Annotated in this window: 28 protein-coding genes; 22 read left to right on the top strand and 6 right to left on the bottom strand. The window is 34.1% G+C overall.

Annotation, left to right across the window (positions count from 1 at the left end):
* The first annotated feature begins 109 nt into the window (after positions 1 to 109).
* On the top strand, positions 110 to 874 hold the full coding sequence (locus IR213_RS04490) for a hypothetical protein (protein ID WP_194311112.1): 765 nt from the start codon (positions 110 to 112) through the stop codon (positions 872 to 874).
* Between the two features lie 172 nt (positions 875 to 1,046).
* The gene (locus IR213_RS04485; protein WP_194311111.1) at positions 1,047 to 1,904 is read left to right on the top strand and encodes a CPBP family intramembrane glutamic endopeptidase; all 858 of its coding nucleotides are present in this window, start codon (positions 1,047 to 1,049) and stop codon (positions 1,902 to 1,904) included.
* 269 nt (positions 1,905 to 2,173) lie between these two features.
* Here the strand turns inward: IR213_RS04485 and IR213_RS04480 are convergent, their stop codons facing one another.
* The 3 genes from IR213_RS04480 to IR213_RS04470 form a co-directional block, all read right to left on the bottom strand.
* Entirely contained in the window at positions 2,174 to 2,581 is a 408-nt protein-coding gene (locus IR213_RS04480) for a c-type cytochrome (RefSeq protein ID WP_194311110.1), read from the bottom strand.
* Positions 2,582 to 2,783: 202 nt separating this feature from the next.
* Positions 2,784 to 4,364, bottom strand: a complete 1,581-nt coding sequence (locus IR213_RS04475; RefSeq protein ID WP_194311109.1) for an NADP-dependent glyceraldehyde-3-phosphate dehydrogenase — start codon at positions 4,362 to 4,364, stop codon at positions 2,784 to 2,786.
* A gap of 64 nt (positions 4,365 to 4,428) precedes the next feature.
* Complete coding sequence (locus IR213_RS04470) at positions 4,429 to 4,740, bottom strand: rhodanese-like domain-containing protein (protein WP_194311108.1); 312 nt, start codon at positions 4,738 to 4,740, stop codon at positions 4,429 to 4,431.
* 338 nt (positions 4,741 to 5,078) lie between these two features.
* On the opposite strand from IR213_RS04470, the gene IR213_RS04465 reads away from it, so the two are divergent.
* The 13 genes from IR213_RS04465 (at position 5,079) to trpA (ending at position 15,253) form a co-directional block, all read left to right on the top strand.
* Positions 5,079 to 5,534 carry a MarR family winged helix-turn-helix transcriptional regulator gene (locus IR213_RS04465; protein WP_194311107.1) on the top strand — a complete coding sequence of 152 codons (456 nt, stop codon included), beginning with the start codon at positions 5,079 to 5,081 and terminating at the stop codon, positions 5,532 to 5,534.
* Between the two features lie 16 nt (positions 5,535 to 5,550).
* Positions 5,551 to 6,183 carry an NAD(P)H-dependent oxidoreductase gene (locus IR213_RS04460; protein WP_194311106.1) on the top strand — a complete coding sequence of 211 codons (633 nt, stop codon included), beginning with the start codon at positions 5,551 to 5,553 and terminating at the stop codon, positions 6,181 to 6,183.
* Positions 6,184 to 6,234: 51 nt separating this feature from the next.
* Positions 6,235 to 6,801, top strand: coding sequence for a YceI family protein (locus IR213_RS04455; protein WP_194311105.1), 567 nt, complete (start codon positions 6,235 to 6,237; stop codon positions 6,799 to 6,801).
* Between the two features lie 304 nt (positions 6,802 to 7,105).
* Positions 7,106 to 8,506, top strand: a complete 1,401-nt coding sequence (locus tag IR213_RS04450; protein ID WP_194311104.1) for an anthranilate synthase component I family protein — start codon at positions 7,106 to 7,108, stop codon at positions 8,504 to 8,506.
* 53 nt (positions 8,507 to 8,559) lie between these two features.
* Positions 8,560 to 9,126, top strand: a complete 567-nt coding sequence (locus IR213_RS04445; RefSeq protein WP_194311103.1) for an anthranilate synthase component II — start codon at positions 8,560 to 8,562, stop codon at positions 9,124 to 9,126.
* A 53-nt stretch (positions 9,127 to 9,179) separates the two neighbouring features.
* Positions 9,180 to 10,016: a c-type cytochrome gene (locus IR213_RS04440; RefSeq protein ID WP_194311102.1), complete on the top strand. Its 837-nt coding sequence runs from the start codon at positions 9,180 to 9,182 to the stop codon at positions 10,014 to 10,016.
* A complete protein-coding gene (gene trpD, locus IR213_RS04435) occupies positions 10,017 to 11,009 on the top strand; it encodes an anthranilate phosphoribosyltransferase (RefSeq protein WP_194311101.1) in 993 nt (330 codons plus the stop codon).
* Positions 11,010 to 11,047: 38 nt separating this feature from the next.
* A complete protein-coding gene (locus IR213_RS04430) occupies positions 11,048 to 11,416 on the top strand; it encodes a four helix bundle protein (protein ID WP_194311100.1) in 369 nt (122 codons plus the stop codon).
* Positions 11,417 to 11,475: 59 nt separating this feature from the next.
* A complete protein-coding gene (gene trpC, locus IR213_RS04425; RefSeq protein ID WP_194311099.1) occupies positions 11,476 to 12,255 on the top strand; it encodes an indole-3-glycerol phosphate synthase TrpC in 780 nt (259 codons plus the stop codon).
* Positions 12,256 to 12,257: 2 nt separating this feature from the next.
* Complete coding sequence (locus tag IR213_RS04420) at positions 12,258 to 12,884, top strand: phosphoribosylanthranilate isomerase (RefSeq protein WP_194311098.1); 627 nt, start codon at positions 12,258 to 12,260, stop codon at positions 12,882 to 12,884.
* A gap of 10 nt (positions 12,885 to 12,894) precedes the next feature.
* The gene (gene trpB / locus IR213_RS04415; protein WP_194311097.1) at positions 12,895 to 14,076 is read left to right on the top strand and encodes a tryptophan synthase subunit beta; all 1,182 of its coding nucleotides are present in this window, start codon (positions 12,895 to 12,897) and stop codon (positions 14,074 to 14,076) included.
* A 15-nt stretch (positions 14,077 to 14,091) separates the two neighbouring features.
* A complete protein-coding gene (locus IR213_RS04410; RefSeq protein WP_228479089.1) occupies positions 14,092 to 14,433 on the top strand; it encodes a gamma-glutamylcyclotransferase family protein in 342 nt (113 codons plus the stop codon).
* 58 nt (positions 14,434 to 14,491) lie between these two features.
* Positions 14,492 to 15,253, top strand: coding sequence for a tryptophan synthase subunit alpha (gene trpA, locus IR213_RS04405; protein ID WP_194311096.1), 762 nt, complete (start codon positions 14,492 to 14,494; stop codon positions 15,251 to 15,253).
* 539 nt (positions 15,254 to 15,792) lie between these two features.
* On the opposite strand, the gene IR213_RS04400 is transcribed toward trpA, so the two are convergent.
* Positions 15,793 to 16,350: a DUF4494 domain-containing protein gene (locus tag IR213_RS04400; protein WP_194311095.1), complete on the bottom strand. Its 558-nt coding sequence runs from the start codon at positions 16,348 to 16,350 to the stop codon at positions 15,793 to 15,795.
* Positions 16,351 to 16,596: 246 nt separating this feature from the next.
* Between IR213_RS04400 and lipA the strand changes: the two genes are divergently transcribed.
* The 3 genes from lipA to IR213_RS04385 are packed head-to-tail and all read left to right on the top strand — an operon-like array spanning position 16,597 to position 20,772.
* Positions 16,597 to 17,496 (top strand): lipoyl synthase, encoded by a 900-nt coding sequence (lipA, locus tag IR213_RS04395; RefSeq protein ID WP_194311094.1) that lies wholly within the window; start codon positions 16,597 to 16,599, stop codon positions 17,494 to 17,496.
* Between the two features lie 57 nt (positions 17,497 to 17,553).
* A complete protein-coding gene (gene gap, locus IR213_RS04390; RefSeq protein ID WP_194311093.1) occupies positions 17,554 to 18,546 on the top strand; it encodes a type I glyceraldehyde-3-phosphate dehydrogenase in 993 nt (330 codons plus the stop codon).
* Positions 18,547 to 18,597: 51 nt separating this feature from the next.
* Positions 18,598 to 20,772 carry a tetratricopeptide repeat-containing hybrid sensor histidine kinase/response regulator gene (locus IR213_RS04385; RefSeq protein ID WP_194311092.1) on the top strand — a complete coding sequence of 725 codons (2,175 nt, stop codon included), beginning with the start codon at positions 18,598 to 18,600 and terminating at the stop codon, positions 20,770 to 20,772.
* Positions 20,773 to 20,778: 6 nt separating this feature from the next.
* Here the strand turns inward: IR213_RS04385 and IR213_RS04380 are convergent, their stop codons facing one another.
* Together IR213_RS04380 and lpxK are read right to left on the bottom strand one after the other, a co-directional pair.
* Positions 20,779 to 21,591 carry a purine-nucleoside phosphorylase gene (locus IR213_RS04380; protein ID WP_194311091.1) on the bottom strand — a complete coding sequence of 271 codons (813 nt, stop codon included), beginning with the start codon at positions 21,589 to 21,591 and terminating at the stop codon, positions 20,779 to 20,781.
* The gene (gene lpxK, locus IR213_RS04375; RefSeq protein ID WP_194311090.1) at positions 21,563 to 22,615 is read right to left on the bottom strand and encodes a tetraacyldisaccharide 4'-kinase; all 1,053 of its coding nucleotides are present in this window, start codon (positions 22,613 to 22,615) and stop codon (positions 21,563 to 21,565) included. The genes IR213_RS04380 and lpxK overlap by 29 nt, the downstream gene beginning before the upstream one ends.
* 111 nt (positions 22,616 to 22,726) lie before the next feature.
* Between lpxK and IR213_RS04370 the strand changes: the two genes are divergently transcribed.
* Genes IR213_RS04370 through rluF form a run of 4 tightly spaced genes read left to right on the top strand, consistent with a single transcriptional unit; the run spans position 22,727 to position 26,358 of the window.
* Positions 22,727 to 23,821 carry a Nif3-like dinuclear metal center hexameric protein gene (locus IR213_RS04370; RefSeq protein ID WP_194311089.1) on the top strand — a complete coding sequence of 365 codons (1,095 nt, stop codon included), beginning with the start codon at positions 22,727 to 22,729 and terminating at the stop codon, positions 23,819 to 23,821.
* 10 nt (positions 23,822 to 23,831) lie between these two features.
* The gene (locus tag IR213_RS04365) at positions 23,832 to 24,611 is read left to right on the top strand and encodes a zinc ribbon domain-containing protein (protein ID WP_194311088.1); all 780 of its coding nucleotides are present in this window, start codon (positions 23,832 to 23,834) and stop codon (positions 24,609 to 24,611) included.
* Positions 24,612 to 24,652: 41 nt separating this feature from the next.
* On the top strand, positions 24,653 to 25,501 hold the full coding sequence (locus IR213_RS04360) for an alpha/beta fold hydrolase (RefSeq protein ID WP_194311087.1): 849 nt from the start codon (positions 24,653 to 24,655) through the stop codon (positions 25,499 to 25,501).
* 44 nt (positions 25,502 to 25,545) lie between these two features.
* Positions 25,546 to 26,358 carry a 23S rRNA pseudouridine(2604) synthase RluF gene (rluF, locus tag IR213_RS04355; RefSeq protein ID WP_194311086.1) on the top strand — a complete coding sequence of 271 codons (813 nt, stop codon included), beginning with the start codon at positions 25,546 to 25,548 and terminating at the stop codon, positions 26,356 to 26,358.
* The last annotated feature ends 21 nt before the right edge of the window (positions 26,359 to 26,379 follow it).

The raw sequence follows: 26,379 nt of genomic DNA, 5'->3' as shown, positions 1-26,379 counted from the left end.
GTTTAGGCTTTCTTAATCGGCCACATCGCCAAGCGGCCAAACATTATGATTGTTACCAAAAAACATATATAAAAGAAGTAATCGGAAGTAATTAAAAAACAAATATCTTATGACAAATAATTACAACAATGTTAAAATGCAAATACGCTTTTTATCAGTATACGCAATAGTTTCATCCATTTTGCTATTCATTGCCTTGTTCTTGATTTTTAGAATTGAAAGCAATTCAAAAAACTTAACAGTTGAGGAACTCACCGCAAAGCGGATAAATATTGTTGAACCAAACGGACAACCCAGATTAGTTCTTTCCAATGTGGAAAAATCGCCAGCAAATTTGAATCACGGAAAACCTTTTGGAATTCCAGGAGGCAACCGAGGCGGTTTAATATTTTATGATGACGAGGCCTCTGAATGCGGGGGGCTTGTATTTTCGGGAAGAAAAGATAGTAGTGGAAAATATTTTGCTTCAGGGCATTTTTCTTTTGACCAATACAATCAAAATCAGGTTCTGTATTTACAATATCTTGACGATAATGGAGACAGAAAAACAGGTTTATATGTAGATGACTGGCATAACAGTCCTTCTTTCCCTGAGTTTCGTCGCACATACAAGGAAGCAGAAAAATTACCAAATGGCCCCGAAAGAGATGCTAAACTCAAGCAGCTCCTAGAGCCTGTTAATGGTGACCCTGCCTTTGCCCATAGGGTTTTTATTGGTAAAGACGCAAATAAATCAGCATTAATAAACCTAGCAGACGGTAAAGGTAAAACGAGAATTCAACTTATTGTTGATTCCAATGGGGATGCAAAAATTAATTTTTTAGACGAAAAAGGAAAGGTTGTTTATAGTTTACCAAATAAAAAGAATCAATAAAAATAACAACAGCTAAAAAAACTATAAACTAAACAATAAAAAAAAAAATTTGACAACTACAACTTAGCTATTGTAAGCAAATCAGATGTAACGAATTATACCATTCAATAAATAATTAAAAAAAAAATCTAAAATCCATTCCATTTATATAAACTCTCTTAATTTAAAACTTATGAAAACAATTACCACCAAACAACAAATTTTAAATGCTTCAATAACCAGAATTCTACTCGGTCTTTTACTATGTTTTATTACTTTTATAATTGCTCAGCAATTGACTGGAAAAATTCTTGAAATTACCGTTGCAGATAAAAATCTAAGAAACCTGATTAAAGGCCTCATTTCATCTGCAGCTGTCATTGAAGTCTACATCTATTTTTTTAGAAAATATGAAAACAGAGCAGTAACAGAATTTTCGAGTAAAGGAATCTCTAAATATACTCTAATTGGAATGGTTATAGGAGTACTATTACAATGCCTAACCATACTGGTAATTATTGTTAATGGCGGTTTTGAAATCGTTGCTATTAATCCTGTTTCCAATATAATTATTCCCTTTACGGTTGCTTTTTCAGTGGCGATTTTTGAAGAAATATTAATCCGAGGCATTATTTTTCGAATAGTGGAAGAAAAATTAGGCAGTTACATTTCTTTAATAATTACGGCAATTATTTTTGGAGCATTGCATTTGGCCAATCCCAATAGTACGCTACTATCCGGATTGTGTGTTGGTATTGAAGCCGGATTTTTAATGGGTGCTGCTTATATTTATGCCCGAAATTTATGGTTCCCAATTGCGATACATTTTGCCTGGAATTTTATGCAATCCGGAATTTTTGGCGCCATTACTTCCGGCAATGAAAAAACATCCAGTTTATTAACTACTAAAATAACAGGCAGTCCCTTATTTACAGGTGGTGAATTTGGTCCTGAAGGAACAATCCAAGCTATCCTCTTTTGTTCATTGGCTTCAATCCTTATACTTATATTAAGCGAAAACAAAGTGGTTTCTCCTTATTGGAAAAGATAAAAACGCAAATCGACCTCATAAAAGTTCGAGAGAACTCTTCTTTCCTCAACTTGTCGTATCTAAAAACTTCTAAATAATTTAGAGGTTTTTTGGTTTAAAATCTATAGTCAACATAAAAAATAAGGTGTAAATACCAACTCAAATTGCAAATTTAAAGCTAACTACTAAAAACAAAAAAACAGCAAAAAACATAAGTTTAATGCTGTCTAAAATTGTACTTTTACCAATTATTCATTGGTTCTTAAATACCAATACCGAAAAAAAATAAATTATTTTTTTTTATTGAGCTCTCTAATGTAATTTACTAATTTCCATCTCTGGTCTTCAGTTAATAATTCATCATAAGATGACATCGGAGGTTTTCCAACAGTTATTTTCCAAAAAATTTCTCCGTCTGTTTCATTTGGAATATCTTTAATATGGAGAAAATTTGCAGGCTGCTGATCTAGACTTAAACCCGCTTCTCCATTTCCTTTTCCAGTCAATCCATGACATAAAACACACATCTGTTCATAGATTTCTTTTCCTTCTTTGGTGGCGCCAATATTGCTTTTAAATGGGTTTTTTAGCCCCTTAGTATATTCTGGAACCGCCCAACTACTCTTTTGAGCAAAACTAGTATTACCCCCGAAAAAGAAAAATACTAATATAATCAAAAAAAAATACTTATTTTTCATTGCATCAAAGTTTAAATTCTATTCCGTAAATTTAGTCTAGTTAAGATTCAAAAACAATGATATTTATCACAAATTTAAATATAAATTAAAAAAATATAACAAATTCAGTTTAAACAAATCATTTTTCTTACTAAAATTATATGACGCTTTTTCTATTGCATCTTTACAATTCGGAATTAATACAAACTTTTAATGAATTTAACTATAAAATATAATCGGTATTGATGAAATTTGATTCTTTACTATTCAATAATTCCTGCAATATTTTATTATTATAGTCATTGTCTTTTGAAGCCACAAAAGTTCTGATAGAGAAAGACCGCAACGCATCATGAATACTCAAAGTCCCCACTGCTGAATCTTTTCTTCCCGTAAACGGAAAAACATCAGGTCCTCTTTGACAAGAACTGTTTAGATTCACTCTGCAAACTAAATTAACTAAAGTATCAATAAGCGGCGCAATGGTTTTTATGTCTTGCCCAAACAAACTTACTTGCTGACCATAATGTGATTCTGCCATATCATTCAATGGTTCTTGGATATTTTTGAAAGAAATAACGGGTACAACCGGTCCAAATTGCTCTTCGCGATATACTCTCATTTCCTTATTTATTGGATACAAGACAGCTGGATATATAAAATTTTCAGAACGCTCTCCTCCTTTTGCATTAATGACTTTTGCTCCATTATTTGTAGCATCATCAATCAATTCCTGTATATAGTCAGGTTTATCTTTTTCTGGCAATGGTGTTAAAAACACTTCTTTATCCCAAGGATTTCCATAAGTTAATGCATCTACTTTGGCTGCAAAACGTTTATTAAATTCATCAACTATAGATTCATGAACATATAAAATCTTCAAAGCTGTACATCGCTGTCCGTTAAAGGATAAAGATCCTGCAACACATTCCTGAATAGCCAAATCTAAATTTGCATCCGGTAAAATTATAGCGGGATTTTTTGCTTCCAATCCCAAAACTAAACGCAACCTGTTTTTATTTGGGTGTAAATCCTGCAATGCAATTGCCGATTTACTGTTCCCAATTAAAGCCAAAATGGAAACCCTTCCAGATTTCATAATTGGAGAAGCAACTTCACGGCCACGACCATATAATATATTAATTACACCTTTTGGAAAACTACTTCTAAAGGCTTCCAACAAAGGAGAAATTGATAAAACTCCGTGTTTAGCAGGTTTAAAGATAACAGGATTACCCATTATTAATGCCGGAATCAACAAAGTAAAAGTCTCATTCAAAGGATAATTATAGGGTCCAAGACAAAGAACAACTCCTAATGGCCCTCTTCGAACCATGGCATTTATTCCTTGCACCTTACTAAATTTAGCACTACGACTGTTTAATTCTTTGTAACTCTCGATAGTATCATAAATATATTCTACGGTTCTGTCAAATTCTTTTTCAGAATCGCCCAATGATTTTCCTATTTCCCACATCAAAAGCTTAACAACTTCAGATCGTGTTGCTTTCATTTGGGAAACAAAATTCTCCATACACTTGATACGATCAACTACTTTCATTGTTGGCCACAAACCTTGCCCATTATTGAATGCAGCATCTGCAGCATCTACAGTTTCCATAGCTTCTTTCTCTCCCATAAAAGGAATAGTACCTAATAAAGTAGGTTCATAATTTTCAGTTGAAGAAATTGTAGAGTATACAGGAGTTGTAGTTCCTGTCCATTTTTTTAATTCACCATTAACTAAATAAGTGTCTTGAATAAGCAATGAGCTAATTTGGAATTCTTGAGGTATTATATTCATTATATGTTTATTATATTAAATTTTAAGGTATAAATAATAAAGAGACACCAGCCTCTTTATCACTTTATGGCGAAACTATTTCACCATCCCATTCTAAGATTCCTCCCAGTAAATTATAGGTGTTTTCAAAACCCAGATTATTCATTGCTTCACATGCTTTTGCACTTCTGACTCCAGAGCGACAATAAACATAATAGTTTTTTGTTTTATCTAACGCATCTAATTTTTCTATAAACTTCTGACCTTCGTATATGTCAATATTTATAGAATTAGGAATAATTCCATTATTGCACTCATCTTCAGTCCTAACGTCTAATATTACTGCGTTTTCATCAACTTCGAGTTGAGAAACCCAATCTTCTTGTGTTAAATTCATAATATAGTTTTTTGTAAAAATACGAAGTTTTTACATAACAAAAATTAGTAAAAATGTGAATTAGATAATATTTTGTAGAAAACGATTTCGTATAAACGTAAAATAAGAGTATTTATAAATTCATAAAATAATTCATAAAAATATTAAAATAAATCAGTCTTAATATTTAAAAGATACATATTACTCGCTTTTACACTACTTATAATCAATGGATGTTTTTTTAAAATTAACTATTTCCACAACCCAAAAAATGTTTTTAATAAAAAAAAAGTTAAAACATTTGTATATACAAACAAAATTACGCTACATTTGTACCTACAAATTACATATATACAAATATGAAAATTGAAGAAGAAATTAAAAGTACAGTTGCTTTAGATAATTCTAAAAAAATTATACTGAATGTTTTGTATACTCAAAACGTGATTACAGATAAATTAAATGAAATTTTAAAGCCTTATGATTTATCCGGTGAACAATTCAACGTATTAAGGATACTAAGAGGCCAAAAAGGGAATTCGGCAAATATGTTCGTGATTCAGGAACGAATGCTAGCCAAAACAAGCAATACAACTCGATTAGTAGATAAATTATTATTAAAAAATCTTGTGACTCGAAATGTTTGCAGTAAAAATAGAAGAAAAATAGAAGTATTAATAACCCAAAAAGGGCTTGATGTTTTAACCGAATTGGATCCAAAAGTACAGGAACACGAAAATTCTTTCTCAAAAAATTTAAATTCAGAAGAATTAGAACAGTTAAATCAATTATTAGAAAAGTTTAGAAATCAATAAATAGAAATAACAAATTATGAATCATTTTTTAGAAACTCAAAACTGGAGATATGCAACAAAGAAATTTGATGCTTCCAAAAAAATCTCAACCGAAGATTTAAACACATTAAAAGAAGCCATTCGCTTAAGTTCATCTTCTTATGGTTTGCAACCTTACAAAGTCATAATCGTGGAAAACCCTGAATTGAGAGCGCAAATTCAACCTGCTGCTTGGGGGCAATCGCAAATTACTGATGCATCACACCTGCTGGTATTTGCAAATCAAACCAGTATTGGCGATACAGATATCGATACCCTAATACAAAATATGAGTGCAACTAGAGGAATCGACAAAGAAACATTGTCAGGCTACCAAGATTTTATGAAAAGTAATGTTAATGGACTGTCCGAAGAGGCAAAAGCTATTTGGAATTCAAAACAAACCTATTTGGCTTTGGCTAATTTATTAAATGCGGCCGCTGAATTAAAAATTGATGTTACCCCGATGGAAGGTTTTGTTCCTGCTAAAGTAAATGAAATACTTGGATTGGAAGCATTAGGCTTAAACGCAAGTTTGTTGGCCACCGTGGGCTATCGACATGAAGAAGATGCAACACAATATTATAAAAAAGTTAGAAAATCAAACGAAGAATTATTTATCACACTATAATTATTAATTTACAAACAAAAAATTATTTATTCACAAACAAATTTAAAATCAATGAAAAATTTAAAATCAATTGCATTAGCATTAGTAGTAGTTTTATCTACTTTTTCAGTAACAGCACAAACTAAAAAAGTGGACGCTGCAAAAAGTTCTATCAACTGGTTAGCTAAAAAAGTTACTGGACAACATAATGGAACCGTAAATCTTAAAGATGGTGCCTTAGTTTTCAAAGGAAAAAAATTAGTTGGCGGAAGTTTTACAGCTGATATGACATCATTAACTTCAACAGATCTTACTGGTGAATACCTTGGCAAACTAAACGGTCACTTGAAATCAGAGGACTTCTTCAGTACTGAAAAATTCCCAACTGCAACTTTAGTTTTCAAAAAAATAGGAAGTAAATCACCAAATGTTTACACTGTAATTGCAGATTTAACTATTAAAGGAATCACAAACCCAGTTACTTTTGACATTACAGTTGCTGAAAATTCTGCAACTACAAAATTTATGGTAGATAGAACAAAATATGACATTAAATATGGTTCTAAATCATTTTTTGAAAGCATTGGAGACAAAGCTATCTATGATGAATTTGAATTAAACGTAAATTTAACTTTCTAATTTTAGAAAAATAGTTATAACGAACCCTAATAAGAAATTGTTAGGGTTTGTTATTTAACAAAATCACAAAAAAAAATATTTTTTGTTCATTCTGCTTGGATAATCAAATTTCATTTATATATTTGTGGCAAGAAATTATGAAAACAATTACAAACAATACTTGGTGGTGGAACAATTTACGTCAGTCGTCGTGAACTAAGCTCCTATAGTATAAACTATAAATATAAAAGGCTTGTCATCACGACAGGCCTTTTTTTATGCCAAAATTATTTGAAAACAACATTCAACAATAAAATTTAACAAATTGGAATCATTAAAATTAAACACAAATTATAAGCAAATCCTCGCTGACACAATTACTCCAGTGAGTGTTTACTTAAAAATTCGGGATCAATTTCCAAATAGTTTGCTTTTGGAAAGTAGTGATTATCACGGTAACGACAACAGTTTTTCATACATCTGTTGCAATCCGATTGCTTCGATAAAAATCGAAAATGAAACCATTTATAAAAATTATCCTGATGGAAGTATTGATACTATCGCTATCGACGAAAACACCGATATTCCACAAGTAATTCAGGAGTTTTCAGGACAATTCAAATCGGAGAAAAATAATTTTAAATTCATCAACAACGGCTTATTTGGTTATATTTCGTATGATGCCGTTCGTTATTTCGAAAAAGTATCAATTTCCAAAAAAGAAAATAGCAATACCATTCCTGATGTGTATTATGCGGTTTACCAAAATATTATTGCCATTAACCATTTCAAAAACGAAGCCTATATTTTCTGTCACAGCTTGGATGGGAAAAATAACATTTCGGAAATTGAACAATTATTACAATCCAGAAATATTGCTTCGTATAAATTTTCGAAAGAAGGAGATGGAGTTTCAAATCTTACAGACGAAGAATTCAAACAAAATGTAGCTTTAGCCAAAAAGCATTGTCACCGTGGCGATGTTTTCCAATTGGTTTTATCCAGAAGATTTACCCAGGGCTTCAAAGGTGACGAATTCAATGTCTATAGAGCTTTAAGAAGCATCAATCCTTCACCTTATTTATTCTTTTTTGATTATGGCGATTTCAAAATATTTGGATCTTCACCTGAAGCCCAAATCATTGTCAAAAACCGAAAAGCCGAAATTCACCCAATCGCAGGAACATTCAGACGAACTGGAGATGATGAAAAAGATGCAATTCTTGCCAAAGAATTATCCGTTGATAAAAAAGAAAATAGTGAACACGTAATGTTAGTCGATCTGGCCAGAAACGACTTAAGCCGGAACGGTCACGATGTCAATGTGGAAAAATATCGCGAAGTACAATTTTTCTCTCACGTCATCCATTTGGTTTCAAAAGTGACGGGACATTTACACGAAAAAGCCACAACGATGCAAGTCGTGGCCGATACATTCCCGGCAGGAACATTAAGTGGAGCCCCAAAACACAGAGCGATGCAATTGATAGAAGATTACGAAAAAACAAACCGTAATTTTTATGGTGGAGCCATAGGCTTTATGGATTTCGAGGGAAATTTTAATCACGCGATTATGATTCGAACTTTCTTAAGCAAAAACCATCAATTGCATTCTCAAGCCGGTGCCGGAATTGTGGCCGATTCGAACGAGGAAAGCGAAATGCAGGAAGTTTACAATAAATTATTGGCGCTGAATAAAGCGCTGGATTTGGCAGAAACAATTTAAAATAATTTAAAGGTTGCCGAAACCCGAGAATTTTTCAATGAAAAGATAAAAAAATGAAAAAAATACTAGTCATAGACAATTACGATAGTTTCACTTACAACTTAGTGCATTATCTCGAAGATTTAGATTGCGAAGTAACCGTTTATAGAAACGACGAATTCGACATTGACGAAATCGCCCATTTCGATAAAATATTACTTTCCCCAGGACCAGGAATTCCTGATGAAGCGGGTTTATTAAAAGCGGTCATCGCTAAATATGCCCCTACAAAAAGCATTCTTGGCGTTTGCCTTGGTCAACAAGCAATAGGAGAAGTCTTTGGCGGAACACTTTCTAATTTGGATAAGGTATATCACGGTATTGCCACTATGGTAAAAACATCGGTGGATGATGAACAATTATTCAAAGGTTTAGGAAATGAATTCGAAGTCGGACGATACCATTCTTGGGTTGTCGATGCCGAATTACCGGATGTTTTAGAAGCCACTTCTTTCGACGAAAATGGGCAAGTAATGTCTTTGCGCCACAAAACTTTTGATGTGCGTGGCGTACAATTTCACCCCGAAAGTGTTTTGACACCAAACGGAAAAAAGATTTTAGAAAACTGGCTTAAAAATTAGATCCTCCCCCCAACCCCCTCCGAAGGAGGGGGAGCCGAAACTCAAATAAAAAAATGAATAAACCGATAATCAATATAATAATTTCCAGCTTTTTTATTTTTAGCTTCCTTTCTTGTGACCAAAAGAAGGAGCAAAAAGTAGAATTAACAACTATTGCCCAAGCTGAAATTAAATTGGATTTATTGGATTTACAGAAAAAAAACAGACTCGGAAAAGACACGGTTGTAACAATCGCAAATGATCCGGTTTATCATAAAGAGAAGAAATACAATGCCGTAAGCGCATCAGTTCTTATCAAAAATGAAATTGATTTGACGAAAATTGATCCAAAAAACACTAAAATAGTGTTTGAATGCATCGATGGTTACAAACCCGAAATGCCTTTGGAATTATTTATAAAATCAAATCCTTACTTGGCTTTCAAAGATGTTGACGCGCCAAAAGGTGCTAAATGGGAACCGATTATTAAGAACGGAAATGAGATGAATGCGGAACCTTTTTATATTGTTTACACTTCAGTTTCAGAGAAAGATTCTCGTTATAAATGGCCTTATAATTTAGTAAAAATTTATCTTGAACCCCTTAATAAATCAACAATAGAATTGTTTCCGTTAAAAAACAAAAAATTGGAAACGGGTTATACTTTATTCAAAAATCAATGCCTAACCTGCCATTCGATAAACGGAATTGGAGGAACAATGGGACCTGAATTAAATTTTCCGAAAAGCGTTACCGAATATTGGAAAGAAAACGAACTCGTCGATTATATCGTTAATCCGGCTTCTTTTAGAAACAAAGTAAAAATGCCAACACTCGGAATTACAAAACAGCAATCTCAGGAAATTGTTGACTATTTAAAATATATGTCTGAAAATAAAAAGAAATTATAAATGAAAATTATATTAAACAGGCTCATCAATCACGAAATTCTTTCGAAAGAAGAGGCTAAAAACGTATTGGTCAATATTTCCAACGGGAATTATAATCCCAGCCAAATCGCATCCTTTCTTACCGTATATATGATGCGAAGTATCACTATTGAAGAGTTAGCCGGTTTTCGTGAAGCCTTGTTGGAATTGTGCATTCGTGTCGATTTATCCGCTTACAACACCATCGATTTATGCGGAACAGGTGGTGATAGCAAAGACACTTTTAATATTTCCACTTTAGCGTCATTTGTGGCCGCCGGAGCAGGAATTAAAGTGGCAAAACACGGGAATTACGGAGTTTCTTCTATTTCGGGATCGAGCAACGTGATGGAAAAACTGGGGGTAAAATTTAGTAATGACAATAATTTCTTGAACAAATGTATCGATCAAGCCGGAATTTGTATTTTGCACGCACCATTATTTCACCCAGCGATGAAAAATGTGGGGCCTATTCGAAAAGAATTAGGCGTGAGAACGTTTTTTAATATGTTGGGACCAATGATAAATCCCTCGTTTCCAAAAAACCAATTGGTTGGCGTTTACAATCTCGAATTAGCCAGAAAGTATGCTTATTTATATCAAAACACTGACATTAATTTTACCATTCTGCATTCATTGGATGGTTATGATGAAGTTTCATTAACTTGCCCGACGAAAACTATTTCTGACCGAATTGAAGGCGTTTTGAAACCCGAAGATTTTGGCGTTAGACAATTGCTACAAAGCGAAATCGAAGGCGGAAAAACCATCGAAGAATCTGCAGAAATGTTTATGAATATCCTTTCGGGAAAAGGAACCGAAGCTCAAAATAATGTGGTTTGCGCCAATGCCGGAATGGCGATTGCGACCGTTACAAAATGCTCGCCGCTCGAAGGTTTTAAATTGGCAAAAGAAAGTTTACTTACAGGAAAAGGATTGGCGGCTTTGAATAAATTACAAGAATTAAGCAAATAAAAAATTGAAAGATTTAATGATTTAAAAATTGAAAGATTATGACAAAATCCTTTGAAGAATTTGATGTTTATAAGAAAGGAATTCAATTGGCTAAACTAGTATTTAAATTATTAGAAAATAAAACTTTTGAAAGAGAATATGGTTTTAAAGATCAAATAAAAAGAGCCGTTATTTCAATAACTAATAATATTGCAGAAGGTTCTGAATACAACAATAACAAACAACTTATTAGATATTTAAAATCTCAAAAGGAAGTTGTGCAGAAATTTAGAAGTATGCTAATAGTATCTCGGGAACTTGGATTTTGTTCTCAAACAGAAATCGAAGAAAGCTATAAAACAAGTATAGAAATATCACAAAACTTGTCCAATTTTATAAAATATTTAAGTACTAAAATCAAAGACTAATTTTTATTTAGGTTGGAATTTTTCAATCTTTAAATTTTTCAATCTTTAAATTAAAATAAATGAACATTTTAGATAGAATCATAATCGACAAACGCAGAGAAGTCATTCTCAAGAAATCAATCATTCCTGTTTCGCAATTGGAAGCTTCGGTTTTATTTGATAGAAAGACCATTTCTTTAAGTCAAAATTTAAAAAATAGCAATTCTGGAATCATTGCAGAACACAAACGCCGTTCTCCTTCGAAAGCCGAAATAAATTACAGCTTTACGGTCGAAGAAGTTGTCAAAGGATATGAAAATGCTGGTGCTTGCGGGATTTCAGTTTTGACGGATGGAAAATATTTTGGAGGTTCATTAGACGATTTACTTTTGGCAAGAGCCTCGGTAAATATTCCGTTATTGCGAAAAGAATTCATCGTTGACGAATACCAAATATTGGAAGCCAAAGCCCACGGAGCTGATTTAATTCTATTGATTGCTGCAGTTTTAACAAGAGATGAAATCAAAAGTTTATCTGAATTTGCAAAAAGTTTAGACTTGGAAGTATTATTGGAAGTTCACAATTCAGCCGAATTAGAAAAATCGATAATGCCAAGTTTGGACATGATTGGCGTGAACAATAGAAACCTGAAAACCTTCGAAGTGAGTTTAGATTTCAGCAAGCAATTGGCAGACAAAATACCTACCGATTTCGTGAAAGTTTCCGAAAGTGGGATTTCTTCAATCGAAGCCATTAACGAACTAAAACCATATGGTTACAAAGGGTTCCTGATTGGAGAAAACTTTATGAAAACCAATAATGCCGGAGAGTCCGCAAAAGAATTTATTTCAAAATTATAAATATGAAAATCAAAATCTGCGGAATGAAATATCCCGACAATATGCTCGAAGTAGGCTCGCTCCTCCCCGATTATATGGGCTTTATATTTTGGGGAAAATCGGCACGCCATTTTGATGGCATCATTCCCACGTTGCCAAAATCAGTCCAAAAAGTGGGTGTTTTTGTCAATGAAAGTTCCGGAGAAATTCTGAAAAAAATTAAAAAATACGATTTGCAAGCTGTACAATTACATGGAAACGAATCCGCAGAATTTTGTGCAGATTTGAAGAATAAAATTGGAAACAACATTCAAATCATCAAAGTGTTTTCTGTAAACGATGATTTTGATTTTGAAGTTTTGAAGCCCTTCGAAAGTCTTTGTAACTACTTCCTTTTTGACACCAAGGGGAAACTGCCCGGTGGAAATGGGACAACCTTTGATTGGAAAGTATTGGAAAATTATCCCTCAACCAAACCCTTTTTCTTAAGTGGGGGAATTGGAATCGAAGAGTTCGAAGACGTTAAACAAATATTAAAAACCAATTTACCCATTTATGCAATTGACCTAAACAGTAAATTTGAAATCGAGCCTGGATTAAAAAACATCAATCTTGTACGGACAATTCGCGAGTTGTCCCAACAGTCATAAATAAATAAAAATGTCATACAACGTAAACGAAAAGGGTTATTACGGGGAATTTGGAGGAGCTTACATTCCCGAAATGTTGTACCCAAATGTAGAAGAACTACGCCAAAATTATTTAAAAATCACAGCCGAACCGTCCTTCCAAGCCGAGTTTGATGCGCTACTAAAAGATTATGTAGGTCGTCCTACTCCACTTTATTTTGCAGAGCGATTATCGGCAAAATATAATACTAAAATCTACCTCAAAAGGGAAGATTTATGTCATACCGGTGCGCATAAAGTGAACAATACCATTGGGCAAATTTTGCTCGCAAAACGACTAGGAAAAACCAGAATCATTGCTGAAACTGGCGCAGGGCAACATGGAGTTGCAACCGCAACAGTTTGTGCTTTGATGGGATTGGAATGCATCGTGTACATGGGTGAAATTGACATTAAGCGTCAAGCGCCAAATGTTGCCCGAATGAAAATGCTGGGAGCCGAAGTTCGTGCTGCACTTTCAGGTTCCAAAACCTTAAAAGACGCCACAAACGAAGCCATTCGCGATTGGATTAATAATCCCGTTGATACCTATTACATCATTGGATCTGTCGTAGGGCCACACCCTTATCCGGATATGGTGGCCCGTTTTCAAAGTGTGATTTCCAAGGAAATCAAAGAACAATTATTGGAAAAAGAAGGCCGCGAAAATCCTGATTTTCTTATCGCTTGCGTAGGCGGTGGTAGCAATGCTGCCGGTGCTTACTACCATTTCTTGGATGACGAAAGCGTGAATATTATCGCTGTTGAAGCCGCAGGTTTGGGAGTTGATTCGGGTGAAAGCGCCGCAACTTCGGCTTTGGGGAAAATTGGTGTCATTCACGGAAGCAAAACCTTGTTGATGCAATCTCCTGATGGTCAGATTACCGAACCGTATTCTATTTCTGCCGGATTGGATTATCCCGGCGTTGGTCCGATGCACGCTAATTTATTCGCAACCGGTAGAGCGGAATTCATTTCGATTACCGATGATCAGGCAATGCAATGGGGTTTGAAATTGTCCCAAATGGAAGGTTTAATTCCGGCTATCGAAAGTGCGCATGCCTTTGCCGTTTTAGACGAAAAACAATTCAAACCTACGGATATTGTCGTGATTAATTTATCCGGTCGTGGTGATAAAGATTTGAATACCTATATTGATTATTTTAAATTATAATAAAGACTCACAAAAATGAAAACTTTGATAAAATTATTCACTTACGGTACTTTGCAACACAATGACGTTCAGGAAAATCTTTTTGGACGCATTCTAACAGGAACTCCTGAAACATTAATAGGATATGCATTGAAACAAATTAAAATCGAAGAAGAATTTGGAATTGTACACTACCCTATCATCGTAGAAACGCATCAACCGGAAGATACTATCAACGGAATTGTTTACGAAATAACTACCAAAGAACTTCATCAGGCTGATCTATATGAAGGATTGCATTACAAACGCGTTGAAGTACAGTTGCAATCGAACCAAAAAGCCTGGGCTTATAGCGTTGCAACAAAGAGACACTATTAAATTAATTTAGACCTGACAGGTTTCTAAAACCTGTCAGGTCTAAACAAAAACAAATAAAATGAACAGAATAAATCAAAAACTACAAGAAAACAAAAAGATACTTTCCATCTATTTTTCGGCGGGATATCCAAGTCTGAACGATACCGTACAAATCATTCAGGATTTAGAAAAAAGTGGTGTCGATATGATCGAAATCGGATTGCCGTTTAGCGATCCATTAGCCGATGGACCAACGATTCAAGAAAGTTCAACCCAAGCTTTGCACAACGGAATGACTACCCAGGTTTTGTTTGACCAACTGGCAGCCATTCGAAAAACAGTTTCGATTCCATTAGTGATTATGGGATATTTTAATCCAATGTTGCAATATGGTATAGAAAATTTCTGCAAGAAATGTGCTGAAATTGGCATCGACGGTCTAATCATTCCGGACCTTCCGGTTGACGTTTATGCCGACGAATACAAAGCTACTTTTGAGAAATACGGACTCAAAAACATCTTCCTGATTACGCCTCAAACTTCGGATGAGCGCATTCGTTTTATCGACAGCGTTTCGGATGGATTCATTTATATGGTAAGTTCGGCAAGTGTCACCGGTTCGCAATCTGGTTTTGGAAGTACGCAAGAAGATTACTTCAAACGCATTGCCGATATGAACCTGAAAAATCCTCAAATCATCGGTTTTGGAATCAGCAACAAGGAAACTTTTAATCAAGCGACGCAGTTTGCCAAAGGCGCGATTATAGGAAGTGCTTTTATTACAAACCTGACGGAGAATGGTGTTGAAAGTATTGGGGAGTTTGTAAATGCAATTCGATAAGTAGTTTAGAATATAAAATTATTAAAAACCGCTCTGCGAAGTCTCCCGACTTCGTAGCTACTTCAAAAATCAACATAAGAAGGCAATAAACAGCAAATAAGAATGGGCACAAAGTCGGGAGACTTAGCGCAGCATCCGAGTTTGTAAATGCGATTCGATAAGAAAAATATAATTTTTATATAAACCAAGGCGGTGTTTAAAGTTATTTTAAACGCCGTTTTTTTATGATATAAAACCGCTCTGCGAAGTCTCCCGACATCGTAGTTACTTCAATAATCAACATAAGAAGGCAATAAACAGCAAATAAAAGTGGGCACAAAGTCGGGAGACTTTGCGCAGCATCCGAGAAAAACTCAACCAATTATAGACCAGCTCTGCGAAGTCTCCCGACTTCGTAGCTATTACAATAATCAACATAGGAAACCAAAGAAATTAAAAAGTCATTGCGAAGAACGGGCGCCATCACATTTGTTACTCTCGATAGTAGGATTGCTTTGTTCCTCGCAATGACGAAATGGAGCTTTTTTACCAATAAAATTTCAATAACGCTCCGCCACAACTTCAGCATCAAATTCCATTGTGTCTGCCATTTCTACAGCATCATTTTCAGGTTTTGAAGCTTTGAGCGCATTGAACTTTTCCATTTGTTCCAATTCGTCTTCTTCTCCAGAGAAATAAGGAAAAACATCCATAATCGGGGATTCCGAAATAGCAGGAATGGTGTAATCACCCATCGTGCCTTTCATCACTTCGACAGTATTATCAAAAGCTTCTTTTACATCATTTGCCTGAACTAATAAATACATATTCGTCTTGCGCTCTTTCCCGCTTTCTTCGTCATAAGCCATTAAAGAAACCTTGGATTTAAACCAACGATCCGCATTTTCAAAAGGATGAATCTCGGCATAATTGGCCACTTTTATATTCGTGATTTTAAATTCTTCACTGATATAAGCTTTCATTTCTTCGTTGATTCTGGATTCCGCTTCCGTATAGGATAAAGCATCTACCAAATACGGTTCGGTAGTTACTTTTTGTGCTCCAATATCATCTGTTTTTCTGTATTTTACTTTGCATTCATACCACATTCCGCTCATAATATATTTTTTTAAGGATGCCAAAGATAGATTTTAGAGGTAAAAAATAACATCATTTCTAAAATAGATATTCACAATTTTTGAGTGAATTTATATAAGTGTTCACACTCAAACAATTGCAAAACAAGTACTTTTTATTTCCCCAATTTTAATATAAAATCCCAATTCCTGCATCAAAAATCCCAATACACAAATTCCAATTCCTAAATCTACTTTACTTATCTTTGCACTTTCAAAAAATACTTTATGGAATCTGTTTTAGAAAATGCATTACCTGTTGACACTCGAGGCAAAGCCGAACAGGGCGTAGCCAAACCAAAATGGTTGCGAGTAAAACTACCAATCGGTCAAAAATATACAGAACTCCGTGGTTTAGTTGACAAATACAGCCTGAATACTATTTGCACCTCGGGAAGTTGTCCGAATATGGGCGAATGCTGGGGCGAAGGAACGGCAACGTTTATGATTTTAGGAAATATCTGCACGCGTTCTTGTGGATTTTGTGGCGTAAAAACCGGAAGACCAGAAACCGTTGATTGGGATGAGCCGGAGAAAGTAGCGCGTTCCATAAAAATAATGAACATTAAACACGCCGTAATCACGAGTGTGGACAGAGATGATTTAAAAGATGGCGGTTCCATTATTTGGATAGAAACCGTAAAAGCTATTCGCAGAATGAACCCAACTACAACTCTTGAAACACTTATTCCGGATTTTCAAGGAATCGAAAGAAATATAGACCGCATCGTGGAAGCCAATCCAGAAGTAGTTTCACACAACGTGGAAACTGTTCGAAGATTGACTCGTGAAGTGCGTATTCAAGCAAAATACGACCGAAGTCTAGAAGTTTTAAAATACTTAAAAGAAAAAGGAATCAACAGGACTAAATCTGGAATTATGCTGGGTCTTGGCGAAACCGAAGAAGAAGTTTTCCAAACGATGCAAGATTTATACGATGCCAATGTTGATATTGTAACCATTGGTCAATACCTGCAACCGAGCAAAAAACACCTGCCGGTAAAAGAATTCATAACACCGGAACAATTCGCCAAATATGAAAATTTTGGTTTGGAATTAGGTTTCCGACATGTTGAAAGCGGGCCGTTGGTGCGTTCTTCCTATAAAGCACAAAAACATATTTTATAAAGTTGAATTGATTAATCGGTTAAACGATTAACCAGTTAAACAATTAATCTAAAAACATTGAAAACAAGAATTGCCATAAACGGTTTTGGAAGAATTGGGCGAAATTTATTTCGTTTGCTTTTAAACCATCCCACCATTGAAGTTGTTGCCATTAATGACATCGCCGATACTAAAACAATGGCGCATTTAATTAAATATGATAGCATTCACGGGGTTTTACCTTTCGAAGTTTCTCACGATGAAAAAGGAATTATCGTTGAGGGAAAACATTTTTTATTTTTCCACGAGAAAAGCATTTCAAACCTCGATTGGAAATTAGCAAATATTGATGTTGTTATTGAAAGTACCGGGAAATATAGAACTTTTGAGGAAATCAATGCTCATATTTTGGCTGGAGCCAAAAAAGTAATTCTTTCTGCTCCATCCGAAGTTGATTCCATAAAAACAGTGGTTCTTGGTGTCAACGAACATATTCTTGACGGAACCGAAACCATTATTTCGAACGCGAGTTGCACCACAAACAACGCCGCTCCGATGATGAAAGTCATCAATGAACTTTGTGGAATTGAGCAAGCTTACATCACAACTATACACTCTTATACAACTGACCAAAGTCTTCACGATCAACCGCACAAAGATTTACGTCGTGCTCGTGGCGCAAGTCAATCTATTGTTCCAACGACAACTGGTGCAGCAAAAGCTTTAACAAAGATTTTCCCGGAATTCGAAGGTAAAATTGGAGGTTGTGGCATTCGTGTTCCCGTACCTGATGGTTCACTGACCGATATTACTTTCAATGTAAAACGTGCCGTAACAATTGAGGAAATCAATGCAGCTTTCAAGATGGCTTCGCAAACAAATTTAAAAGGAATCCTGGCTTATACCGAAGATCCAATAGTTTCCGTTGATGTAATTGGCAACAGAAATTCTTGTCTTTTTGATGCGCAACTAACCTCGGTAATTGATAAAATGGTAAAAGTTGTTGGCTGGTATGATAATGAAATTGGTTATTCCTCTCGAATTATTGATTTAATTATTTTAACGAATTAAATCAATAATTCAATATCTTTATGGCTGTCATAAGGAAATTCCAAATATCTAATGAAGTCATTACTATTATTTTTTGTTTTAGTCAGTACATTTTTATATTCTCAAAAGAAATCAGCTATTGAGAAAATAGATAGCGTTGCTTATTACAGCAGTTTGCGTAATGCAAATGTTAAAGCAAATAAATATAAAGATGCACTTCTTTATACTCAAAAGTCCATCCATTATTCAAAAGTAAATAATAAAACTGAAACTCAGGCTAGCGAAACATTTAGCTTGGGGAAACTTTATTATGATGTCAAAAAATATGATGATGCAATAAAAGCTTTCAACAAAAGTATTTCATTGTCGAAAACCCTAGAATACACTACCCTTAAAGCATCTACATATTACTATCTAGGAATGTGCTATATGCAAAAAAGAAGTTTTGATAAAGCTGAAATTTGTTTTGACAAAGCCCAATCATTATATGACATCTTAGAAATTACTGATTCTGTTGATTTGATAAACCTTCAAAGAGGAATTATTTATAAAGCAAAAGGCAAATTTGATTTGGCTTCAACTATTTTCAATACAATAATTGCCAAACCTGATAATCAAGTAGCTTTGGATAGCAAAACTGAGGCTTTGTATCAAATAGGAACTATTGAAATGGCTCAAAACAAAAATAATTTGGCCTTAAATTATTTCAATAAAGCATTGGAATTAAATGCGAAAACTAAAAATTCAGAACAGAAATCAGCTATTTTACTTGCATTGAGTTCTGTTTATGAAAAAATATTGGATAAAAATAGTGCCTATTCCTATTTAAAACAACACACGAATTTAGAAGAAAGTATTTCTATTTTGGACAATGAAAAACTTGGAGTCGATGATTATGAAAAGTTCAAGGAGTCCGAGCGATTAAAAGAGATTGAGCAAATAAATAAAGAAAATAAACAGCAGGAAAAAGCGAGTAAATTTTCAAAACTTATCAACATTCTTGCCATTGCATTAATTTCTATCTTATCCTTGTTAAGTTTGGCTTTGTACAAAAATAATATCATCAGAACCCAATCAAATCTATTGTTGGAAGAAAAAAACAAGGAACTGATTATTGCCAAAGAAAGAGCAGAAAAAGCTTCAAAAGCCAGATCTGAATTCCTTTCGACAGTAAGTCACGAACTGCGGACACCTTTGAACGCAATTAACGGTATTGCTCATTTATTATTGGAAGAAAAACCTAAGAAATCACAATTAAAATATTTGAAATCTTTGGAGTTTTCAGGAAACTATCTCACAACATTTATTAATGATATTCTGGAAATCCAAAAAATAGATTCTAACAAAACTGAAATAGAAAGTATCGATTTTAATCTAAAAAAATTATTAGAAAATATACAAAACTCTTTAAAAGAATTAGCTTCGATAAATAACAATAATTTTGTACTCGAAATTGATTCAAAAATTCCAGATAATTTGATTGGCGATCCTACTAAATTGTCACAGATTATTTTGAATTTAATTAATAATGCATTGAAATTTACACATGATGGAAGTGTAAAATTAATTGCAAAACTCTTATCGTTAGAAGATAAAAATGCAACTGTTTATTTTGAAGTAAAGGATACAGGAATTGGAATTCCAGAAGATAAATTAGATTCTGTATTTAATAGTTTCTCACAAGGTTCCGTTGGAATAAACCGTAAATACGGAGGAACTGGCTTAGGATTGACTATTGTAAAGAAACTAACTGAAATTTTGGGAGGTGACATAAAACTTAAAAGCATTGTTGGGAAAGGCTCTTCTTTTTCATTCGAATTGAAATTTAAAGAAGGTGAAAAAAATTTAAACATTGAAGAAAAACTAAAAACTTATGAAGACTCTACTCTAATAAATAAAAAAATATTGGTTGTTGAAGACAATAAAATCAACCAAATGGTTTCCAAAAAAATGCTAAAAAATAAGAGAATTCATTGCGAGATTATTGACAATGGCGAAGACGCTATAGAAATAGCCAAAAACAATAAATTTGATATGATCCTGATGGACGTTCATTTGCCTGGAATAAATGGAACTATTGCCACTCAAGAAATTAGAAAATTTGACAAAACCACTCCTATTATTGCACTCACAGCAATTTCGTTAAATGAAAATAGAGATATGCTTTTGTCTTATGGTATGAATGATGTCATCACAAAACCATTCGTTCCAGAAGATTTTTATGCGATTATTGCTAAACATATCTAGACAATTTTAATATTTCAAAATCAATTCCTTGATTAGAATTCTCACTTTAGGTTCCGCGCTTTTTGCTGCTTCCAACACTTCATCGTGAGAAATAGTTTCGATACTATCTTCATCGCCAATATCAGTAATCACGGATAACCCAAAAGTTTCCATTTCCATATGACGTGCCACAATTACTTCGGGAACGGTTGACATCCCTACGCAATCAGCACCAATGTTTTTTACCATTTTATATTCGGCAAGAGTTTCAAATGTTGGCCCTTGAAGCCCAAGATAAACACCATCCAGAACTTTAATATTTAGATTTTTGGCTAATTCTTTGGCTTTTGTAATCATATTTTTCGAATAAGCTTCGCTCATATTCACAAATCTTGGCCCAAAACGTTCGTCATTTTTGCCTCGCAAAGGATGTTCCGGCATCATATTGACGTGGTCTCTGATAATTACGATATCGCCAACATTATAATTCGTATTTACACCACCGGAAGCATTGGAAACAATCAGTTTTTTGACACCCAAATATTTCATCACACGCACCGGAAAAGTAACTTCCTGCATCGAATAGCCTTCATAGAAATGGAAACGACCTTGCATAGCAACTACTTTTTTGTCTCCAATGAATCCAAAAACCAAAGCTCCTTTGTGACCTTGAACTGTCGAAACAGGAAAATTTGGAATTTCAGTATAAGGCAAAGTGAATTCGATTTGAATATCATCCGTAAAACTACCTAATCCGGAGCCTAAAATCACACCATATTCTGGAGTGAAATTGGTTTTTTCTTTTATAAAACTAACAGTTTCTTGTACTATTTCCCACATAATTTGTAATGGTTTTATCAAAATTTTCAGTCGCAAAAAGAAATGAACTTCGTATGGGCAAATAGAAAAGCTGCTCTTTTGGAATTCTGCCTTTCAATCTCACGAAATCTTTTTCGGTGGTGATGATTATTTTATTTTGTGCTTTATTTCCTATTTCTAAAAGATCTTTTTCTGTAAAATGGTAATGGTCAGAATAAATCAGGCATTCATCCTTTTCGCCTTGTAAATATCGGAAAAATGGATCAGGTTTTGCAATTCCAGCCAAAAGTAATTTATCAACATTCCTGACTTCTTCAACTTTCATCATTTTGTCTTCTGAAAAAATGAATTCATCATATTCAATACAGGAAAAATACAATTCTTGAGTCGAAATAAGCTTCAATTTGGTTTTAATATTATTTTGTTCGTCAATAGAAAGGGTCGCAGGGCATTTGGTGACAATTACAACATTGGCTCTTTTTGCTCCGCATTTTCTTTCGCGCAAATTTCCCGTTGGTAACATAAAATCGTCTGAATACAAATCTCCGTAAGAAGTCAGCAAAATATAGAAACCCGCCTTTACTTTCCGATGTTGAAAAGCATCGTCCAGCAGGATAATTTGCTTCGCCTGTTCGCTATCGCTCGAGTCAGGTTTTTCGGTTTGTGAAAGCAGTTGTTCAATGCCGTTTTTTCTATCAGCATCAACGGCTACCTGAATGTTGTTGAATTTTTTAAAAAACTGAAACGGCTCGTCTCCAAGGATTTCAGCATTTGAAGTGGAATCTGCTAAAATAAATCCTTTGGACTGTCTTTTGTATCCGCGACTTAATGTGGCAACTTTATAATTTGGCGAAAGCAACCGAATCAAATATTCAATTTGAGGAGTTTTTCCGGTGCCACCAACACTTAGATTACCGACAGCAATAATTGGAATATCAAAAGAATAGGATTTCAAAATACCTTTGTCAAAAAGAAAATTCCGAATACTCGTAATGAATCCATACAAAATGGCAAACGGAAACAGTATTTTTCGAAGTAAATTCATAATACGAAAGTATAATAATTTATCTTTGAAATATAATTTTTTGTTTCATTTGTTTAAAGTTGAAAGTTGCTCAACCTTGAACTTTAAACATAAATTTTAAAACTAAATTCAATGAAAATCAAAGAAATAATTTCCGTACTTGAAGAAATGGCGCCACTCGCCTATGCCGAAGATTTTGACAATGTTGGTCTTTTGGTTGGGAATCAAGATTCGCAAGGAACTGGCGTTTTGGTTTGCCACGATGCCTTGGAAAGTGTGATTGACGAAGCGATTGCTAATAAATGTAATTTGGTTGTTTGTTTCCATCCCATTTTGTTCTCTGGATTAAAAAAAATCACGGGCAAAAACTATGTAGAAAGAGCCATTATAAAAGCCATAAAAAATGACATCGCGATTTATGCCGTGCACACTGCATTAGACAATCATCAAGATGGTGTGAATAAAATATTCTGTGATGCCTTGGGTTTAACCAAAACTAAAATTTTAATACCGAAAACCAATTTCATTCGGAAATTAGTGACGTACACCATTCCGGAAAATGCCGAAAAACTACGTAATTCATTGTTTGATGCTGGGGCGGGAAACATTGGCAATTATGAAAATTGTAGTTTCAACTCGAAAGGAATTGGAACCTATATGGGTAACGAACACAGCAATCCTGAGATTGGCGAGCGATTTGAATTTGTGGAAGGAGACGAAATCAAAATCGAAGTCACTTTCGAAAAACATTTGGAAAACAAAATTCTAAAAGCCCTTTTTAAAAATCACGTTTACGAAGAAGTAGCTTATGAAATTTATGATTTGCAGAACAAAAATCAGAACATTGGACTGGGAATGATTGGCGAATTAAGTCTTCCAATGGACGAAAAAGACTTTCTGAATTTCGTAAAAGGTAAAATGCAAAGTGAAGGAATTCGGCATAGTACTTTTTTGGGGAAACCCATAAAAAAGGTTGCTGTTCTGGGCGGTTCGGGAAGTTTCGCCATAAAAAACGCAATTCAGGCTGGTGCAGACGTTTTTTTGACGGCAGATTTAAAGTACCATCAATTTTACGAAGCTGAAAATCAACTACTTTTGGCTGATATTGGTCATTTTGAAAGCGAACGCTATACAAAAAATTATATTGTTGATTTTCTTAGGAAAAAAATCCTTAATTTTGCAATCGTTTTATCAGAAGAAAATACAAATCCAGTTAAGTACTTATAGACAATAGAATATGGCGACTACAAAAGAATTGAGTGTTGAAGACAAATTAAGAGCAATTTATGATTTACAATTAATTGACTCCAGAATTGACGAAATTAGAAACGTGAGAGGTGAACTTCCTCTTGAAGTGGAAGATTTAGAAGATGAGGTTGCTGGATTAAGCACACGTTCAGAAAAATTGAAAAATGATCTTGAAACTATTGAAGATCTTATCAAGGTAAAGAAAAATGCAATTGATCAGCACAAAGAAGCTATCAAAAGATACGCCAAACAACAAGAAACTGTTCGTAACAATAGAGAATTCAACTCTTTGACCAAAGAAGTTGAGTTTCAAGAATTAGAAATTCAATTAGCCGAGAAGCAAATCAAAGAAATGAAAGCTTCTATCGAACACAAGAAAGAAATAATTGCACAATCAAAAGAGAGATTAGAAACTAAATCTAATCACTTGAAACATAAAAAATCAGAATTAGACGCTATTATGTCTGAAACTGCTAAGGAAGAGGCGTTTTTATCAGAGAAATCAGTTGAATATCAAGTATTAATCGAAGAAAGATTATTAGCCGCTTATAACAGAATCAGATCAAGTGTTCGCAATGGATTAGCTGTTGTTTCTATCGAAAGAGGAGCATCTGCAGGATCGTTTTTTACCATTCCACCGCAAACTCAAGTAGAGATTGCTTCCAGAAAGAAAATTATCACTGATGAACATTCAGGAAGAATATTAGTCGACAGCGTTTTAGCTGAAGAAGAGAAGGAGAAAATGGAAAAGCTTTTCGCTAAATTCTAAAATCATTTAAGTCCCGATACATTTCGGGACTTTTTTTTAATATGAAAAAATTCATTAATTTTTTTATTGTTAAGTCCATTGGATTATACATCAACTTTTTGAGCTTTATATTTCCAAAAAAAGCTACTCAGCTTGCGCACGCCTTATTTAGCGAACCAAGAAAAGGAAAATTAACTAAAGAAAATCTCCCTAATACCCTTAAAGAAGTTCATTCAGAAACCATTCAGCATAATGGAGATTCGATTCAAACCTATACTTGGAAAGGAGATGAAACCGTTATTTTATTGATTCACGGATGGGAAAGCAACTCCTCAAGATGGAAAAAAATGTTGCCTTATTTAAAAAAATCAGGTCATACAATCATTGCAATTGATGGACCAGCTCAAGGATTATCGAGTGGAAAAGAATTTACTGTTCCTAAATATGCCGAATTTATTCACGTAATTGTCGAAAAATTTAAACCGAAATATCTTATTGGTCATTCAATGGGAGGAAAAACGTGTTTATATTATCAATACAAATATCAAAGTGCTTCCATCCAAAAAATGGTGGTTTTAGGATCTCCGAGCGATTTTAAAATTATATTCCATAATTTCATTGCCTTATTGAGTTTGAACTCCAAAATTTCAAAAGCATTGGAAAAAAAATATATTGTAATCTTAAATCGAAACCTCGAACAATTTTCAGGACAATTATTTGCTTCAGAAATTAACATAAAAGGACTGGTAGCGCATGATATTGACGATAAAATTGTCTTATTCAAAGAAGCAATAAAAATTGTTGGTGCCTGGAAAGATGTACAATTTATTGAAACTTCAGGTTTAGGGCACAAATTGCACGATCATGATTTATATAAAAAAGTGTACCAATTTTTATTTGAAACGGAATAACCCGTTTACAAATCACAACCAAAATAATTGATTACTTTTGTCTAATGGAAGAAAATCTAAAACGCCTCAACAAATTCATAGGAGAAACAGGCTTTTGCTCGCGTCGTGAAGCCGATAAAATAATTGAAGAAGGTCGTGTAACCATCAACGGAATCGTACCGGAATTAGGAACAAAAGTTTCTCCAGATGATGAAGTACGTATTGATGGCAAATTAATTCGGGAGAAAAACGAAAAATCCATCTATTTAGCTTTCAATAAACCCGTTGGTATTGAATGTACCACAAACTTGGAGGTTCGCAATAATATCGTCGATTACATCAATTATCCAAAACGCATTTTTCCCATTGGAAGATTGGACAAAGCCAGTGAAGGCTTGATTTTTATGACCAATGACGGAGATATTGTCAACAAGATTCTTCGCGCCAGAAACAATCACGAAAAAGAATATACAGTTACGGTCAACAAACTCATAACCGATCGTTTTATTGAAAAAATGGGAAATGGAGTTCCAATCTTGGACACTGTTACTCGAAAATGTAAAGTAGAAAAAATCAGCTCTACCACGTTTAAAATCGTCATTACACAAGGTTTAAACCGCCAAATTCGTAGAATGTGCGAATATTTGGGTTATGAAGTTACAGCTTTGAAACGCATCCGAATTATCAATATTTCGCTAGATATTCCCGTGGGAAGATTCCGTGATTTGACTGATTTCGAAATCAAGGAACTTAACGAATTGATTGAACCTTCAAGCAAAACTGAAGAAGCGAGTTTGCCAAAACAAGAAGTTCCAAAACGCAAAACTGAATTCATCAAAAGAGATGATCCACGATTTAAGAAAAGAGGGGATTATTAAATAAAAAAGCAAAACCCAAGA

The organism is Flavobacterium soyangense (assembly GCF_015277675.1).
Classification (GTDB): Bacteria; Bacteroidota; Bacteroidia; order Flavobacteriales; family Flavobacteriaceae; genus Flavobacterium; species Flavobacterium soyangense.
The sequence above is the reverse complement of the archived record's forward strand: the minus strand, read 5'-3'. Positions and strand labels throughout refer to the sequence as shown.